Source organism: Cryobacterium sp. M15 (genome assembly GCF_002929675.1).
Classification (GTDB): Bacteria; Actinomycetota; Actinomycetes; order Actinomycetales; family Microbacteriaceae; genus Cryobacterium; species Cryobacterium lyxosi.
In genome coordinates, this window is record NZ_PJJW01000038.1 from 151229 (window position 1) to 167950 (window position 16722).

The following is a 16722-nucleotide window of genomic DNA, read 5'->3' on the forward strand; positions in this document are numbered from 1 at the left end:
TTGAGTCGGGGTTGCCTGTGGTGTCGTCAGATGTCAAGGAAACGCACGTCCTTCGCGTTTTTCTGAATGAAGTTACGTCGTGATTCGACGTCTTCACCCATCAGGGTGGAGAAGATCTCGTCGGCAGATGCCGCGTCGTCCAGGGTGACCTGCAGCAGGGTGCGGGATTCGGGGGCCATGGTGGTCTCCCACAGTTCCTTGTAGTCCATCTCGCCGAGGCCCTTGTAGCGCTGGATGCCGTTGTCTTTCGGGATGCGCTTGCCGGACGCTGCTCCGTCGGCCAGGAGCGCATCGCGCTCCACGTCGGAGTACACGTACTGGTGCGCAGAGTTGCTCCACTTGAGACGGTACAGCGGCGGTTGAGCGAGGTACACATAGCCAAGGTCGATCAGCGGGCGCATGTAGCGAAACAGCAGGGTGAGAAGCAGGGTGGTGATGTGCTGGCCGTCGACGTCGGCGTCGGCCATCAAAACAATTTTGTGGTACCGAACCTTGTCGGGGTTGAATTCTTCCCCCATGCCGGCGCCGAAGGCCGTGATCATCGCTTGAACCTCATTGTTACCGAGGGCACGGTCGAGGCGCGCCTTCTCTACGTTGAGGATCTTGCCGCGAAGGGGCAGGATGGCCTGGAATTCGGGGTTACGTCCCTGCACGGCCGAGCCGCCGGCCGAGTCTCCCTCCACAATGAAAATTTCGGAGAGCGACGGGTCCTTACTCTGGCAGTCCTTGAGCTTGCCTGGCATACCCCCACCCTCGAGCAATCCTTTGCGGCGCGCGGTTTCGCGGGCCTTTCGGGCTGCCATTCGAGCGTTTGATGCCTGCAGGGACTTGCGGATGATTTCGCGGGCCGGGTTCGGATTGCGGTTGAACCAGTCGGTGAGCTGATCGTTGGCGACCTTCTGCACGAACGATTTCGCCTCGGTATTGCCGAGCTTGGTCTTGGTCTGGCCTTCGAACTGTGGTTCGGCGAGCTTGATCGATACGACCGCTGTCAAACCCTCACGAACATCATCGCCGGTGAGGTTGTCATCTTTCTCTTTCAGGATGCCTTTCTCACGGGCATACTTGTTCACCAGCGTGGTCAGTGCAGCGCGGAAACCTTCTTCGTGCGTTCCGCCCTCATGCGTGTTGATCGTGTTCGCGTAGGTGTGCACGCTCTCGGTGTAGGCGGTGGTCCACTGCATGGCCACTTCAAGGGCCATCTTGCGTTCATGGTCTTCCCACTCGAACGAGATGATCTCATCGTTGACGAGGTCGGCCTTCTTGGCGCGATTGAGGTATTCGACGTAATCGACGAGCCCCTGGTCGTACTTGAAGGTGTTGCTCACGGCTTTGCCATCATCGGTCTGGTGGTCTTCACGCTCGTCGGTGAGGGTGAGGCGCAGGCCTTTATTGAGAAAGCCCATCTGCTGAAAGCGCGCGCGCAGAGTTTCGTAGTCGAACTCGATGGTCTCGAAAGTTTCAGCACTCGGCCAGAACGTGATGGTCGTTCCGGTTTCGTCGTTGGCTTCGCCCTGTTCGAGGGGAGCGTTCGGAACACCGTTAGCGAAGCTCTGACGCCAGATATATCCCTGGCGGCGAACCTCGACCTCGAGACGGCTTGACAGGGCATTGACGACAGAACTTCCCACGCCGTGCAGACCACCGGAGACGGAATAGCCACCGCCGCCGAACTTACCGCCAGCGTGGAGCACGGTGAGTACTACCTCGACGGTCGAGCGTCCCTCTGCCTTATGGATGTCGACTGGAATGCCGCGGCCGTTGTCCTCGACGCGAATCGCGCCATCGGCCAGGATTCGAATGTCGATGGTGTCACAGTGGCCCGCAAGAGCCTCATCGACTGAGTTGTCGACGATCTCATACACGAGATGGTGTAGCCCGCGTGGCCCAGTGGACCCGATGTACATTCCGGGTCGCTTACGAACGGCCTCCAGGCCTTCAAGCACCTGGATATCATCGGCACCGTATTCATGTTCCGCTTCCCGCTCCCCCTGTTGCTGGGAAATGACTGGGGATATATCTGGGGACGGGCGTTCGGGCGTCGGTTCAACTGTCATCTGAAATTAGGCTCCTGACCATCGCACGGGCGACCCTTCAGTCTACCAAACGGGGGAAGACGAACAGGCCACAATCGCCGTTTGACGCGTTTTGTTCAAGGGGTTGACCTTAAATGTGGGGTTACCCGTAGGTATCGCGTGGACCACGCCCTGGAATTGATCTGGGGCCCTTTTTCCAGGACGGCGCGTTGGGCCCTTGGAAACGAATTGATTGGATACCAGCATCCGGGTACCGATTCGCAATATGTTCCATGATCACATTGCGCATGAGTCGGAGTTGGGTCGCCCAGGCGGTGGATTCACAGCGCACCGTGAGCACACCGTCGTCAATGCCGGCCGGGGTCGAATGGTTGGCAGTTTCTTCGCCTGCAAGCTCTGCCCACGTTGCGAGGAGTTCAGACTGGGCCAACGGAGAGTTCCACCCCAACTGCAGCGTCAGCGAATTGATCGTGTCACCGAGACCGCGCGGGTCGCGTCCGATCCCGAACGGGACACTCGAGCCGGCAACCGGCGCAATTCGCTTACGACCGCGCGCACGCCTGGCATTGGGATCGCCGAAAATGCTCTTGAAGCGCAGGTAGACGTTGGCAGCTTCACTGGTACTGAATTCCACGGAATCGTCGACGTTGGTTGTTTCACGTGGAACATTTTCGTCAACCATTGGTGACGACTCCGGCATGAATGTGGATGGTGTGTGCGACAAGCGCTGCGGGAACGTCTTCGAGAACCGCGGCCGTAATCAAAACCTGCTCGTACGACTCGATCGCGGCGGCCAACCTGGCCCGGCGGTCCAGATCCAGCTCGGCAAAAACGTCATCGAGGATCAACACCGGGTCGCCGCTGGCTGACTCTTGCCGCAACAACGAAGCGGATGCAAGTTTCAACGACAGCGCGAACGACCACGATTCCCCATGGCTGGCATATCCCTTGGCCGGCAAGGCATTGAGCATGAAAACCAGGTCATCGCGGTGCGGTCCAGCCAGAGTGATGCCTCGTTCCAGCTCGCGTTTTCGCAGGCCGACCAGCGCTGCACGAAAGATCTCATTGGTGGATGATTCCACCGACACCGCCGGTCTAGAGGCGAGGGGCGTGATCACGCCGAGATCGGCGTCTTCATCAGCACCGAGAATGCTCAAGCTCGCCACCAGGGCCGGACCATGGTCTTCATTGACGACGGCTCGATACGCCGCGCGCAACGGCTCACCGAGCTGCCGCACAAGTTTGGCGCGCTCGTCGATGATCTCAGAACCGAACTCCACGAGCCTTTCATCCCAGATTTCGAGGGTCGAGAGCTGGTTACCACGCACTCCCGATGCTCGGGCCGATTTGAGTAAGGTATTGCGTTGCTTGAGCACACGGTCATAATCGCTGAGCACTGCAGCCAGGCGCGGATTGCGAAGCACCAAAAGTTGGTCGAGAAACTTACGCCGCCCCGATGGGTCGCCCCGTACGAGGGCAAGATCCTCCGGTGCAAAGACCACACTCGAAAAATACCGGGGCAAATCACGGGTCTTGATAACCGACCGATTAACCTGCGCCCGGTTTTGACCGGAGCGGTTGAGCTGCACCTCGGCGAGGATATCGCGGCCGTTGTATTCGAGCCTGGCTCGGATTATGCCGGCGTCCTGGCCGGCTCGAATCATGGCCTTATCCGTGGAGACTCGGTGCGACCCCAGTGTGCTCAGAAAGCCGAGTGCCTCGACCAGGTTGGTTTTGCCCTGTCCATTACGCCCGACGATGAGGTTCGGACCCGGAACAAAAGCAACCTCGGCGTTCGAATAGTTTCGAAAGTCGGTTAGTGAGAGGTGGGTAACCCGCACCGGCGTTAGCGCAGCAGCAGGTTGGGCTGGAGCAGATACTTGTAGCTGTCCACTCCGGCTTGCTCGCGCGAGGTCTGGCTGGTGATCAACACCGGCCCGGGCTTATTCGGATTGTCTGTTTTCGTGAAAGAAATCCGCACAAATTCGGAGTGGACAGCGCTGAGCCCATCCAGAAGAAACTGTGGCTTGAGTGAGACGACGGTCTCGGTCCCGGAAAGGATGGCATCGATGGTTTCCGAGGCCTGTGCCTGCTCGGAGCCGACGGCTTCCAAAGTGACCCCGTCAGTGGCAAAGGTGAAACGCAGTGCGGCTTCACGTTCGAGTACAAGTTGCACGCGCCGTGTGGCTTCGATGAGGTCAGCCGTGTTCATCACCGCATAGTTGTCAACGGTTGCGGGGAACAATCGGCGAACCGGAGGGAAATTGCCTTTGATGAGCAACGAGGTCACGGTCTTTTTGTTCGCGGTGAACGCGATCAATTCGCGGTCGTCGCTGTTGGTGATGGAGACCGAAATGGTTCCGCTGTGGCCGAAAGTCTTACCGACTTCCTGCAGTGTACGAGCCGGTACGAGGGCCGTGACAGTACCTTGCCCGTTGTCCTCGGTGTTACTGCCCGGGTCCCAGTCGATTTCTCGAACCGCAACGCGGTACCGGTCGGTGGCGACCAGGCTCAGGCTGTTTTCGGTGACCTCAAGCTGTACGCCGGTAATAACAGGGGTGACGTCATCTCGCGACGCCGCCACAGCGACCTGGGCAACAGCCGCAGCGAATTCTTCAGCCGGCACCAGTCCGGATTGGGTCGTGACGATAGGGATACTGGGGTATTCCTCAACCGGCATAGACAGGAGGGTGAAGCTTGCAGAGCCGCAGCTGACCTTGATGCGGGAATCTTCCGTGGAAAAACGTACCGGTGCGTTGGGCAGACGACTGGCAATTTCAGCGAGTAAACGCCCCGAGACGAGAACCTTGCCGGTTTCTTCAACCTCGGCCAAGATCTCCGTTTGAGCAGAGACCTCATAGTCGAACGAGGAGAGAATCAAGCCGGTGGCGGTGGCTTCGATGAGGACACCACTCAGGATTGGCAGGGTGGTGCGTTGAGGCAGAAGTTTGACCGCGAAGGACACTGCTTCGCTGAAGACATCCCGGTTGGCCTGAAATCTCACGAAACATTCCTTGCGTTCGACGGGCGGATGGGTGGTCCTCAATGCTAGCTGTGTTCATGGGCTGGTTCGTTACCGTCGTGATTGATCGGCGTCAGCCGTCAAGGTTGTCGGCTAGATCAAGGTTAAGAAATTCTTGTTAATCTTCTTAACCGTTGTGGAAACTGTGGATAACTCTGTGAAAACCGCTCAGGCATTGGGAATTACACGTTTGTAAGTTGTGGGCGAGCTGTGGAAGTTTGTCATTCGTTTGGGCAAGCGCGGCACGGAGGAATTACACGTTTCCACAGGGTGCATCCGAGTTTCTACAGGCGATGACCGGTTGTGTGAGTTAATTCCACAGGGTTATCCACAGGTGTGAAAACTAAAAAAAAATTCGGCCCCTCCGGGCCTAAGCACGTTGAACCTGCTTAAAACGTCCGGAAGGACCGCTCAGATTTCCCCGTCACAACGAGGGTCGTGACCTGCACGGATGGCTGTGACCTACTTGTACCGGTGGTCCTGCTTGATGCGGTTGGTCAGCTCGGTGACCTGGTTGTAAATCGAGCGACGTTCCTTCATCAGTTCACTGATCTTCTTGTTCGCGTACATCACGGTCGTATGGTCGCGATTACCGAACAGTTGCCCGATTTTGGGAAGAGAGAGATTCGTGAGTTCGCGGCACAGGTACATGGCGATTTGGCGGGCGGTAGCTATGGCCTGTGACCGGCTCGATCCGTAGAGGTCGTCAACGGATAGTTTGAAGTAATTGGCCGTATTCGTAATGATGTCAACCGGAGCGATGACGTTGTCCTCGTCCAGGGTGATCAGGTCTTTCAACACCGTCTGAACCAGATCCATATCCACCGGCGTGCGATTGAGGCTAGCGAAAGCGGTGACCCGGATCAACGTGCCTTCAAGCTCACGAATGTTGGACGAGACCTTCGACGCCATGAACTCGAGAATGTCGTGTGGCACCTGCAGTTTCTCGCTCTGGGCCTTTTTCCGCAGGATAGCGATGCGGGTTTCCAAGTCCGGAGCCTGGACATCCGTGATCAGGCCCCACTCAAAGCGGCTGCGCATGCGGTCTTCAAAACCGGTGAGGTGCTTGGGAGGTAGATCGCTTGTGATCACTACCTGCTTGTTGTGGTCGTGCAAGGTGTTGAAAGTATGAAAAAAAGCTTCCTGGGTCTCCGCTTTGTTTTGAAGAAACTGGATGTCATCGATCATGAGGATGTCGATGTTTCGATATCGAGCCTGAAAAGCCGAGCCGCGGTTGTTCGCAATGGAGTTGATGAAGTCGTTGGTGAACTCCTCCGAACTGACGTAACGAACGCGGATCCCGGGGTACAGGCTCATGGCGTAGTGGCCGATCGCGTGCAAGAGATGTGTCTTGCCGAGGCCCGATGATCCGTAGATAAAAAGCGGATTGTAAGCCTTGGCCGGTGCTTCAGCTACCGCGACGGCGGCGGCATGGGCGAATCTGTTTGATTGCCCGATCACGAAGTTGTCAAAACTGTATTTGGGGTTGAGTCGGGTTTCGTGGGGCTGTGCCGCGACTGCGCCCTCAAAAACCGATTGCGCGGGGGCGGGAGTGATGACGTCTGGCGGGGTCATCGTTTGTTGCACCGGTCGCAACGATTCCTGCTCGAGTTCGGGGTTGACGACCACATAGAAGGTTGAAACGGCAGTCGCTTCATCGAGCTGGCCCATTGCCGTCAGCAGGGGAACCCGCATCCGCTGGTTGAGCATGCTTGCCGTGAACTCGTTGGGGACCTCCAGGTAGAAGGTGCCGGCCGCGATGCCCTTCGGCTCGACCAGGCTGAGAAATCCGTACAGCATGGGTGTGATGGTGGCGTCGGATTCCAACGTGGTCAGAACAGACCGCCATGTTTCAGCAATCGGCGCTTCTACGTCTGCCATTGTTCCTACAATCTGTGCATTTCGAGTTTTCACTGTTGGGCGACCGGCGGATGCGGGTGGCCTTATGCCGGACACCGGCCGCCGACCCTATCGGCCCGCGTGAGGCGAGTTTTGGAGGCCCGTGTGAGTTCTTGGTCCGAACTCATCGTTAAAGTTATCCACTGCCTGTGTACAAAATCAGCCGAATTCTCAGGTTGGTGCGACCAACCTGTGGATAACTTGACTTTACGGTAGTCACTGCCGCGCAACGAGGCGAATTCATCGGGCGCTACGCATCCTCTCTTCGGCATTTACGTTGGAGTCATTATTGTGCAGAATCCCCCGATTCGGGCTCTGAGTTTGACCAGACGTGGCCGAGGCCGTAGTTTTAATCAGTTGACCCCATCCCGCGGGCTTCCATATTCTGTGCGCGCTGCTGTTTTGGCCGAAGGAAATTTGGCCAGCGGTGATTCAAATACGTGGAGATTGAATTATGAGCAAGAGAACTTTCCAGCCGAACAACCGCCGTCGCGCCAAGGTGCACGGCTTCCGCCTGCGCATGCGCACCCGTGCGGGCCGCGCCATTCTCGGTGCTCGCCGTCGCAAGGGTCGCACCGAACTCTCAGCGTAGGTTTTCATGGTCGCCAGGTTCTCGTGCTCGCTCACGTAAATCGCATTACGAGCGGCAGTGACTATCAAGGCGTCGTTCGGCGCGGTGTGCGGATCGTTGGTGCGCATACCGTTCTTTATGTGCGAAAAAGCGCTGGAGATCAATCTGGTGTCGCCGGTGTTCCGGTTCGTTTCGGCTTTATCGTCGCAAAGAATGTGGGTGACGCTGTGAAGCGCAATCTCGTTCGGCGTCGCCTCAAGGCGGTCACGTTCGAACTGCTCCCACTCGTTCCGGCAGGAACGGATGTTGTCATCCGGGCTTTACCGGGAGCGAGCAGTATCGCGTGGCAGGCGCTGCGCGACGAAGTTCACCGTTCCCTCTCCCGCCCGCAATCTGCGCGGAAGAACAGCGTGGGCCGATGAACCCGGTACTCGCGACGATTATCCTGATACCCCGCAACGTCGGTGTCGTGGTTCTTCGCGTGTATCGAGCCGTGATTTCTCCACTCTATGGAGATGTGTGCCGGTTTTACCCGTCTTGTTCGGCCTACGCATTGGGGGCCGTTCAGGAACACGGACTAGCGTGGGGCTGCGCTCTTGCTGTGCGCAGGCTGAGCCGTTGTCATCCGTGGTCACCAGGCGGCATTGATGATGTACCACTCAAAAGCAATCGTCGCTTTCGTCTGACGTCGTTCGGTTTTGTTGTCGCACCTAGCCACGGAAAGGGCTAACCCACAGTATGGACCTCATAGGTACGATCCTCTGGCCTCTGAAATGGGTCGTCGAACTGCTGCTCGTCGCCTTCCACGGGCTCTTTTCCAGCTTGGGGATGGGCTACAACGACGGCATCACGTGGGTGCTGTCCATTGTCGGCCTCGTCTTGGTCGTGCGTGCCGCCCTGATTCCCGTTTTTGTACGGCAAATCAAGAGCCAGCGCAAGATGCTCGAGGTCGCTCCGCAGCTCAAGAAGATCCAGGACAAGTACAAGGGGAAGAAAGACCAGTTCTCCCGCGAGGCGATGTCCCGCGAGACCATGGCCATGTACAAAAAGACCGGGACCAACCCGCTCAGTTCCTGCCTGCCACTTCTCTTGCAGATGCCGATTTTCTTCGCCCTGTTCTCGGTGCTGAACGACGCCCAGAAGTCCAACGCCGGTGTCGGGCCGCTTGACCAGAGCCTTGCCGAGAGCTTCGGTAACGCCAAACTGTTCGGCAATGCGCCGCTGCACGACACTTTCGCCTCCCAGTGGTCGCTGTGGACCGCCGGTAACCCATTCAATGGCACCGTCATGATCATTGCCGCCACCATGGTGGTGCTGATGACCGCGTCGCAGTTCATCACGCAGTTGCAGATCGTGTCCAAGAACATGTCGCCGGAAACCAAGGCGAGTCCGATGTTCAAGCAGCAGCGCATCATGCTCTATCTCCTCCCCCTCGTCTTTGCCTTTTCCGGTGTTGCTTTCCCGCTCGGCGTGATGTTCTACTGGCTTACCTCCAATATCTGGACCATGATTCAGCAGTTCCTGGTCATTCGAAACATGCCGACTCCTGGCAGTGAAGCCGCCAAGGCTCGCGAAGAGCGTTTGGCGCGTAAAGGCAAGCTCATCGCGACCGATGGTGACATCATTGTGGTGGAGGAACCTGCCAAGCCCGTTCAGCGCCAGCAGCCGGTCGGCAGGGCCCGCGCCAAAAAACAAACCGGCCCGAAGAAGTAGTGGAGATCACCGTGACGGACAAAACTGGCCTCACCGAAGTGGGCACTGTCACTGCTGACAGTGCAGATGTCATTGCTCACACAACGGATCCCTCATCCGACGCTTCCGAATCCGGGAGCGTTACTGAGGCCCCCCTTACGACCGACCAGCTTGAGCGTGAGGGTGACATTGCCGCGGACTACATCGAGGAATTTCTCGATATATGCGACCTCGATGGCGATATTGACATCGATGCCCGCAATGGACGGGCCTACCTGGCGGTCAAAGCGTCGGACGCCGACAATCTGCGAGTGCTTTCCAAACCAGATACGGTCAACGCACTGCAGGAACTGACTCGCCTCGCGGTGCAGAATAAAACAGGTTCTTTCTCCCGCCTGATCTTGGACATCGGTGGATCTCGCGAGACGCGCGAAGCTGAGCTCGCCACCCTCGTAGCCCACGCTATCGAGCGGATTGAGGGCGGCGCGACCGCGGCCGACCTGCCGGCCATGTCCTCCTACGAGCGCAAACTCGTGCACGACATCGTGGCAGCCAGTAATGGGTACCGGTCGGAGTCGTCCGGTGAAGGCCGCGACCGCCACACCGTCATTACCGCAGCGTAGCCTCGTTGGTCATGTCGCAATCCGTCACGCCGGACCCGATCCGTGCTGCTTCGAACATTCCGGGATCCACGCCGGCGTCACGGAGCGCGTCCGATCCGGTCACACTGGAGATTGAACCGTTAGCGGCGGTAAGCCTTCTGGGTCCCCAAATCGATCTTATGCGAGCGTTTACCAACAATTTGGCTGATCAGGGCGAATTATTGGGCTTGATTGGTCCACTAGAACTCCCGCGTCTATGGTCACGACACATTCTCAATTGCGCCATTGTGGCGCCGCTGTTACGCCCCGGTCTCGTGGGGGACGTTGGTTCCGGTGCTGGTCTTCCCGGTGTCGTGCTGGCCATCGCCCGGCCCGACGTGAACTTCGTGCTGATCGAACCGATGGAACGTCGGGTTGCCTGGCTGAATGACCAGGTCGCTGCCCTGCACTTGCCGAATGTTACCGTGGTGCGTGCTCGCGCCGAAGACACACGCTTGGCGCACCCACTTGATCAGGTGACTGCTCGAGCGGTGAGTGCGTTCAGCAAGCTGATTCCGCTGACTGCTCCCCTGCTGCGCAGTGGTGGTGAACTCATTCTTATGAAAGGTGAGGGCGCCGAGCGTGAGATCCAGGCGGCAGCCAAGCCGATTCGCAAGTATCGCCTGAGCAAGGTTGAGGTAATCACCCTCGGCGCTGGCGTGCTGCCTGAGGTAACCCGGGTCATCAGAGCTACAGTGGAGTAGTCCCGAATGTCACTGGATTTGGTGTTCGGGGGTCCCTTTCGGGTGGCTCATCAACCGTCGAGCGTAAAGGTTTCACGTGAAACATCCTGCTGAAGATCAGCACACCGGCAAAGCGGCAGGCTTCGACGGGACAACACCGCTGGCCCGCGAAATTGCCGAACTGACGCGCCGCCGCCAGGTGATTGCTGCCGGCGAGTTGCCAAAACCCGATCAGACCCGGGTATTGACGATTTCCAATCAAAAAGGTGGCGTCGGCAAAACAACGACCGCGGTCAACCTGGCCGCCGCCCTCGCTCGCCAGGGCGCGCGTGTTCTGGTCATCGACCTGGATCCGCAGGGCAACGCCTCTACTGCCCTCGGTGTTGAGCACCGTGCCGAGACACCAAGCGTCTACGACGTCATCATCAACGACATGCCCATGGATGAAGTCGTACAGAAGAGCCCCGAATTCGGTGCCTTGTTTTGTGTTCCCGCTACGATCCATCTGGCGGGTGCGGAGATTGAACTGGTGTCGCTCGTCGCGCGCGAGCAACGACTCCGTCGTGCGCTTGATCTGTACCTCTCCGAGGCGGTCGAACCGTACGATTACGTCTTCATTGACTGTCCACCGTCGCTCGGTCTACTAACGATCAATGCTTTCGTCGCCGCTCGCGAAGTTCTCATTCCCATTCAGTGCGAGTACTACGCACTCGAGGGGCTGAGTCAGCTGCTCAAGAACATCGCTCTCATCGAAAAGCATCTCAACCCCGAGCTCGTCGTCTCGACCATTCTGCTCACCATGTACGATAGCCGCACCAATCTGGCCACCCAGGTTGCCAAAGAAGTGCGCGATCACTTTCCAGAACAGGTCCTTAACACCGCTATTCCGCGCTCTGTGCGCGTTTCTGAGGCCCCGAGCTACGGCCAGAGCGTTGTGAGTTACGATCTCAACTCGGCAGGATCGCTCTCATACCTTGAAGCAGCAGCAGAAATGGCCCATCGTGGGGCACCGCGAACAGAAAATAGGCCCCAAACGAAAGAAAAGCACTAATGGCGAAAAGAACCGGCCTCGGCCGCGGTATCGGCGCACTCATCCCGGTGCAGGGTGACGCGTCTGCGCCCCGCCCGGTCGACGTATTTTTTCCGCGCGGCGTAACCGATGTGGCGGATACCTCCCCCGAAGTTCTTTCCGACGTCCCGCTGATAGCGGGCGCCCGGCTGGCGCAGCTGAATCCTCAGGACATTGTTCCCAATCGGGCCCAGCCGCGTACTATTTTCGACGAGGATGACCTTGCTGAGCTGGTGCACAGCATTCGCGAGGTTGGGGTACTGCAGCCAATCGTTGTGAGGCCATTGGCCGATGAACCGGGCAAGTATGAGCTTGTTATGGGTGAGCGCCGACTGCGTGCCACCAAGGAGGTTGGGCTCGACACTATTCCGGCTGTTGTACGCGAAACAGCGGACGTGGATATGCTGCGTGACGCGTTGCTGGAGAACCTGCACCGTGCGCAGCTGAATCCGCTGGAAGAAGCGTCCGCATATCAGCAGTTGCTTGCCGACTTTGGCATTACTCAGGAGGAACTGGCAAAACGTATCGGTCGATCGCGTCCGCAGATCACCAACACCCTGCGTCTCTTGAAGCTGCCGGAACCGGTGCAGGTACGTGTAGCCGCTGGTGTTTTGTCTGCCGGTCACGCGCGAGCGATTCTGTCGGTGGGTGACCCGGCCGGCATGCTGCGCCTGGCCGATAAAATCGTCGAGGAAGATTTGTCCGTTCGCGCCGCTGAGGCCGCGGCGGTTGCGGTTCCGCGGGCCATGAAAGCGAAACCGCTGCCGGGTCGACGCCAGGGGCATCTTGACGAGATCGCAGAGCATCTTGGAGATCGCCTTGATACTCGCGTCAAGATCAATCTGGGGGTAAGAAAAGGCCAGATCACAGTTGATTTCGCGACCATTGGTGATCTGAATCGCATTCTGACGGTTCTCGGTGAACCGGGTTTTAGCGCCAGCTGACCAGAGACTCCTTCGACGTCGCGTTTCACGTGAAACGGTGGACTGAGGTAGCGGCACGGTGTTTGACCGGGCTGCCGACGTCGGTGGCCCTCCCTAAAGGCTCGCCTTCTGCTGGGGTTTGGTTTGGGGCTGGGGTTTGGTTTGGGACCGTGGCTATGAGTTGGTCATGATTGCTCGTGCGCATCGGTTACGGTGTGTTTCACGTGAAACATGAAACATGAAGCGTGGGACACGGTGGCAGAGGGTCGAGAGCGTTTCACGTGAAACATGTGGAACGTGCTGTTGGGGCGGGACGGTGTTTCACGTGAAACACCAGGATCGCCCAGTGAAACTGCGATGGTGTTTCACGTGAAACGGCACACTACTGAGTGGCTAGGGCGTTTACCGCCAAGGCCGAGTAGGTGGCGCCGAGAGTACGGCGGTCGGCTTCGATGGCCTGCGGAACCAGGGATGTTTCGGTCAGGCCGGGGAGTACGTTGGCCTCGAGAAACCACGGGGTGCCGGCGGCGTCGACAATGAGGTCGATTCGGCTGAGGTGGCGTAGCCCCAGGAGAGTGTGAATGGCGACTGCGGCCGTGGCGACGGTAACGGAGATGTCGTCAGAGAGACGGGCGGGGGTGTAGAAGTCCGTCTCACCCGCGTTATATCGGGCCTCGAAGCTGTACACGCCGTCGAGGGGGACGATTTCCACGATTGGCAGAGCCGTTGGCCCGTCCCCGGTGTCGAGTACGGCGACCGTAACTTCGGTCCCGTCAATGTAGGCCTCGACCAGGGCGGTGTCGGCGTAGGTATACGCGTCGACCATGGCGCGTGGGAGGTCGGCGGGAGTGCGCACGATCGTGACGCCCTGGGACGAACCACCCTGGGCTGGTTTGACGACGAGCGGTAAGCCGATAGCGCTCACCAGATGCTCCAGCACGCTCGCGGCGCCGAGGTCGCGAAAGGTTTCGGTCGATAGGGCAATGGCTGGGGGAGTAGCGAAACCAGCCCGCAGAACCAGTTCTTTAGCGATGGCTTTGTTCCAGGCGAGAGCGGCGGCGGGACCGCGCGAGCCAAGAAAAGGAAGTCCGGTGGTTTCCAGCAGGGACAGCAGTGCGCCATCCTCTCCGGTGGCGCCGTGCAGGGTGGGCCAGATGAGGTCAGGAACCTGCTCTGCCAGTGTGCCCAGCAAGTTGGCGCCAGGGTCGAGCACGGTGACGAAGTGGCCTTCATCGGTGAGGGCATCCGCTATGCGTCGGCCAGAACGTAGCGACACGTCACGTTCATGGGAGATGCCGCCCGCCAGCACAATAATTTTAAGTGCGGAGAATTCGCTCATGATCAGGTTTTTTCCTAGCTGGGTGTGGGTAGTAAAGCGAACTTAGGAGATATTTGCTGGCGGACCGCCGAAACGCGGATTGTGGATACCAGGTCGATCTGGGGCAGCTCCGAGTGATCCTGTGCCCGCGAAAGTATCCAGTAGGTCGAGTTCGCCGCGAATGACGGTAGCCAGTCGGCGTATGCCAAGTCGAATGCTGTCGGGGGTGGGATAGCAGAACGCGAGACGTAAGTTCTGGCGTCCATCACCGTCAGCGTAGAACGCGGTCCCGGGCGTGTATGCGACAAGTTCCTTGACCGCACGAGGAAGCATCGCTTTGGAATCGAGTTGTTTGGGTAGGGTCACCCAGACGTAGAAACCACCGGTCGGATTGGTCCAGCTCAGGTCGGGGAGATACTCATCCAGGGCAGCCAGCATGGCATTCTTGCGTTCGTGGTAGACACCACGAAACGTGTTGATTTGCGCTTTCCAGTCGGCCGTAGAGAGGTATTCCGAGATGACCATCTGGGTGAAGGAACTGGGAGAGAGCACGGCCGCCTCGTTGGCGAGCACGAGTTTCTCGCGGATCGCGTGCGGGGCGAGTGCCCAGCCCACCCGGAAGCCGGGGGCGAGCGTCTTGGAAAAGGTGCCCAAGTAGACGACGCCGTCGCGCTCGAGCGAGCGGATGGCGTCTGGTGCAGGCTTGTCGAAATAAAGCAGCCCGTAGGGGTTGTCCTCGAGCACCAAGATGTTGTTCGAGCGGCAAATCTGTAGAATTTCCAGGCGCCGGGCCCAACTGAGGGTTACGCCCGCCGGGTTGTGAAAGCTGGGGATGGTATACAGAAACTTGATGGTGCGTCCGGCTGCCTTGAGGGCGGCAATGTGCTCGGTCAGTGCTGCAGGGATCAGGCCATTCTCGTCCATCGGCACGTGGTCGATCTCGGCTTGATACGACTTGAAGATGACCATGGCGGTGACATAGCTGGGGCCTTCGGAGATAACGACGTCACCGGGGTTCAGGAACAATTTGCTCACCAATTCCAGGGCGTGCTGGGAGCCGGTCGTGACGACCACGTCGTCAGCATTGGCCTTGATGCCTTCGAGTGCCATGACGTCGAGAATCTGCTCTCGTAACAAGGGAACTCCCTGACCAGAGCCATATTGCAGGGCGGTGGCACCCTTTTCCCGCATGACGCGGTCCATGGCGTTGATGACGAGATCCTGTGGCAGGGCGGCAACGTACGGCATGCCGCCGGCGAGTGAGACCACCTCGGGGCGGGAAGCCACGGCAAAGAGTGCGCGCACTTCGGATGCCTTGAGCCCGGCGGCTCGGTCGGCGTAGTGGTGGTACCACGGGTCGAGGTTGTTGCCGCCCTGCGCAGTACTTGTCTGCACAGCGCCGGCCTGAGGGGAACCCTGAATTGTCACGTCACATCCGTTCTACTGTGTTCTTTATCGTATGGGGTGGTACCGGGCAGGAAAAAACCCGCCCGGTCGATGCCGGACGGGTTTGATCGCGTGGAAACTGGTTTAGACGAGGAAGTCGGCCAGGTCCTTCTCGAGCTGCGGCTTCGGCTTGGCGCCGATGACGGTCTTGACGACCTCACCCTTCTGGAAGACCTTCATCGCGGGGATGGAGGTGATCTGGTACTTCGCGGCCAAGGCGGGGTGCTCGTCGACATTAAGCTTGACGATGTCGAGCTTGTCGGCGTTCTCGGTTGCAATCTGGTCGAGGATCGGGCTGACGGCGCGGCAAGGGCCACACCACTCGGCCCAGAAATCCACCAGAACGGTCTTCTCGTTGTTGATGACTTCTTGCTCGAAGTTGGCTTCGGTAACGGATCGTGCGGTCATGTGATGCTCCTTAGTTAACTGTTGCGAGTTCGGTGTCGCCGGCTTGGGCCAGCAAGGCAGGGGGAAGGGTGCTGAGGTAGTGCTCTGCGTCGAGAGCGGCCGCGCAGCCGGAGCCGGCTGCGGTGATGGCCTGACGGTAGCTGGAGTCGATCACGTCGCCCGCCGCAAACACGCCGGCCTGGCTGGTGAGCGAGGATCGGCCCGCGACGGCGATGGTGCCTTCCGGTGTGAGGTCGAGCTGCTTGTGCACGAGGTGCGTGCGTGGATCGTTGCCGATCGCCACGAACACACCACCAACAGGCAGGCTGGTTTCGGTTCCAGAGACCGTGTCGCGCAGGGTGAGGCCGTCGACAGCGTCGGTGCCGGTGATGCCGACGACCTCGGAATTCCAAGTGAATTCGATCTTGTCGTTTGCGAAGGCACGTTCCTGCATGATCTTCGATGCGCGCAATTCACCCTTGCGGTGGATGACGTGCACCTTCGAGGCGAACCGGGTGAGGAACGTGGCTTCTTCCATAGCGGAGTCTCCACCGCCGATCACGGCAATTTCTTTGCCCTTGAAGAAGAAACCGTCGCAGGTGGCACACCAGGAGACGCCGCGGCCGGAGAGACGTTCTTCATCACTGAGGCCCAGCTTGCGGTAAGCGGAACCGGTGGCAAAAATGACCGTGAGCGCCTGCTCAACGTCACCGTTGCCGAGGGTGACCGTCTTGATGGGTCCCGACAGGTCAATAGATTCGACGTCGTCATAGACGACCTCGGTGCCGAAGCGTTCCGCCTGCTCCTGCATTTTGGTCATCAGGTCGGGGCCCTGGACGCCTTCCGGGAAGCCGGGAAAGTTCTCGACGTCGGTCGTGTTCATCAATTCACCGCCGGCCTCCACCGAACTGGCGACCAGAAACGGTTTGAGGTTGGCCCTGGCGGCGTAAATCGCCGCCGTGTAGCCGGCCGGTCCGGAACCGATGATGATGATCTGACGCACGCGCACGCTCCTTGCAGTAATGGGCAAGACGG

Annotated in this window: 17 protein-coding genes; 8 read left to right on the plus strand and 9 right to left on the minus strand. The window is 58.9% G+C overall.

Going from position 1 to position 16722, the window contains the following annotated elements:
* Positions 1-26: 26 nt before the first annotated feature.
* The 5 genes from gyrB to dnaA all read right to left on the minus strand — a co-directional run bounded on the left by gyrB (position 27) and on the right by dnaA (position 6939).
* On the minus strand, positions 27-2057 hold the full coding sequence (gyrB, locus tag CXY83_RS10400; RefSeq protein WP_104197279.1) for a DNA topoisomerase (ATP-hydrolyzing) subunit B: 2031 nt from the start codon (positions 2055-2057) through the stop codon (positions 27-29).
* A 121-nt stretch (positions 2058-2178) separates the two neighbouring features.
* Positions 2179-2718, minus strand: a complete 540-nt coding sequence (locus tag CXY83_RS10405; RefSeq protein ID WP_134571401.1) for a DUF721 domain-containing protein — start codon at positions 2716-2718, stop codon at positions 2179-2181.
* Positions 2711-3877 (minus strand): DNA replication/repair protein RecF, encoded by a 1167-nt coding sequence (gene recF, locus CXY83_RS10410; RefSeq protein WP_104197281.1) that lies wholly within the window; start codon positions 3875-3877, stop codon positions 2711-2713. The genes CXY83_RS10405 and recF overlap by 8 nt, the downstream gene beginning before the upstream one ends.
* 5 nt (positions 3878-3882) lie before the next feature.
* Complete coding sequence (gene dnaN / locus CXY83_RS10415; RefSeq protein WP_104197282.1) at positions 3883-5040, minus strand: DNA polymerase III subunit beta; 1158 nt, start codon at positions 5038-5040, stop codon at positions 3883-3885.
* A 480-nt stretch (positions 5041-5520) separates the two neighbouring features.
* Positions 5521-6939 (minus strand): chromosomal replication initiator protein DnaA, encoded by a 1419-nt coding sequence (gene dnaA, locus CXY83_RS10420; protein ID WP_104197283.1) that lies wholly within the window; start codon positions 6937-6939, stop codon positions 5521-5523.
* Between the two features lie 472 nt (positions 6940-7411).
* On the opposite strand from dnaA, the gene rpmH reads away from it, so the two are divergent.
* From rpmH to CXY83_RS10460, 8 genes are all read left to right on the plus strand, one after another.
* Positions 7412-7549 carry a 50S ribosomal protein L34 gene (rpmH, locus tag CXY83_RS10425; protein WP_010204566.1) on the plus strand — a complete coding sequence of 46 codons (138 nt, stop codon included), beginning with the start codon at positions 7412-7414 and terminating at the stop codon, positions 7547-7549.
* An 86-nt stretch (positions 7550-7635) separates the two neighbouring features.
* Entirely contained in the window at positions 7636-7950 is a 315-nt protein-coding gene (rnpA, locus tag CXY83_RS10430) for a ribonuclease P protein component (protein ID WP_369831154.1), read from the plus strand.
* Positions 7947-8258 carry a membrane protein insertion efficiency factor YidD gene (gene yidD / locus CXY83_RS10435; RefSeq protein ID WP_104197285.1) on the plus strand — a complete coding sequence of 104 codons (312 nt, stop codon included), beginning with the start codon at positions 7947-7949 and terminating at the stop codon, positions 8256-8258. The genes rnpA and yidD overlap by 4 nt, the downstream gene beginning before the upstream one ends.
* Positions 8259-8266: 8 nt before the next feature.
* Positions 8267-9241: a membrane protein insertase YidC gene (gene yidC / locus CXY83_RS10440; RefSeq protein WP_104197286.1), complete on the plus strand. Its 975-nt coding sequence runs from the start codon at positions 8267-8269 to the stop codon at positions 9239-9241.
* 38 nt (positions 9242-9279) lie between these two features.
* Positions 9280-9843 (plus strand): protein jag, encoded by a 564-nt coding sequence (locus CXY83_RS10445; protein WP_369831155.1) that lies wholly within the window; start codon positions 9280-9282, stop codon positions 9841-9843.
* Between the two features lie 56 nt (positions 9844-9899).
* Complete coding sequence (gene rsmG, locus CXY83_RS10450) at positions 9900-10565, plus strand: 16S rRNA (guanine(527)-N(7))-methyltransferase RsmG (RefSeq protein WP_233200832.1); 666 nt, start codon at positions 9900-9902, stop codon at positions 10563-10565.
* A 76-nt stretch (positions 10566-10641) separates the two neighbouring features.
* Positions 10642-11595 (plus strand): ParA family protein, encoded by a 954-nt coding sequence (locus CXY83_RS10455; protein WP_104197288.1) that lies wholly within the window; start codon positions 10642-10644, stop codon positions 11593-11595.
* Complete coding sequence (locus tag CXY83_RS10460) at positions 11595-12557, plus strand: ParB/RepB/Spo0J family partition protein (protein WP_104197289.1); 963 nt, start codon at positions 11595-11597, stop codon at positions 12555-12557. Before CXY83_RS10455 ends, CXY83_RS10460 begins: the two co-directional genes overlap by 1 nt.
* 361 nt (positions 12558-12918) lie before the next feature.
* Here CXY83_RS10460 and CXY83_RS10465 read toward each other — a convergent pair whose 3' ends face one another.
* From CXY83_RS10465 to trxB, 4 genes are all read right to left on the minus strand, one after another.
* The gene (locus CXY83_RS10465) at positions 12919-13875 is read right to left on the minus strand and encodes a D-alanine--D-alanine ligase (RefSeq protein WP_104197290.1); all 957 of its coding nucleotides are present in this window, start codon (positions 13873-13875) and stop codon (positions 12919-12921) included.
* A gap of 42 nt (positions 13876-13917) precedes the next feature.
* Positions 13918-15282 (minus strand): PLP-dependent aminotransferase family protein, encoded by a 1365-nt coding sequence (locus CXY83_RS10470; RefSeq protein ID WP_369831151.1) that lies wholly within the window; start codon positions 15280-15282, stop codon positions 13918-13920.
* A 102-nt stretch (positions 15283-15384) separates the two neighbouring features.
* Entirely contained in the window at positions 15385-15708 is a 324-nt protein-coding gene (gene trxA / locus CXY83_RS10475; RefSeq protein WP_104128743.1) for a thioredoxin, read from the minus strand.
* Between the two features lie 10 nt (positions 15709-15718).
* Positions 15719-16690 (minus strand): thioredoxin-disulfide reductase, encoded by a 972-nt coding sequence (trxB, locus tag CXY83_RS10480; protein ID WP_104197291.1) that lies wholly within the window; start codon positions 16688-16690, stop codon positions 15719-15721.
* Positions 16691-16722 lie beyond the last annotated feature (32 nt).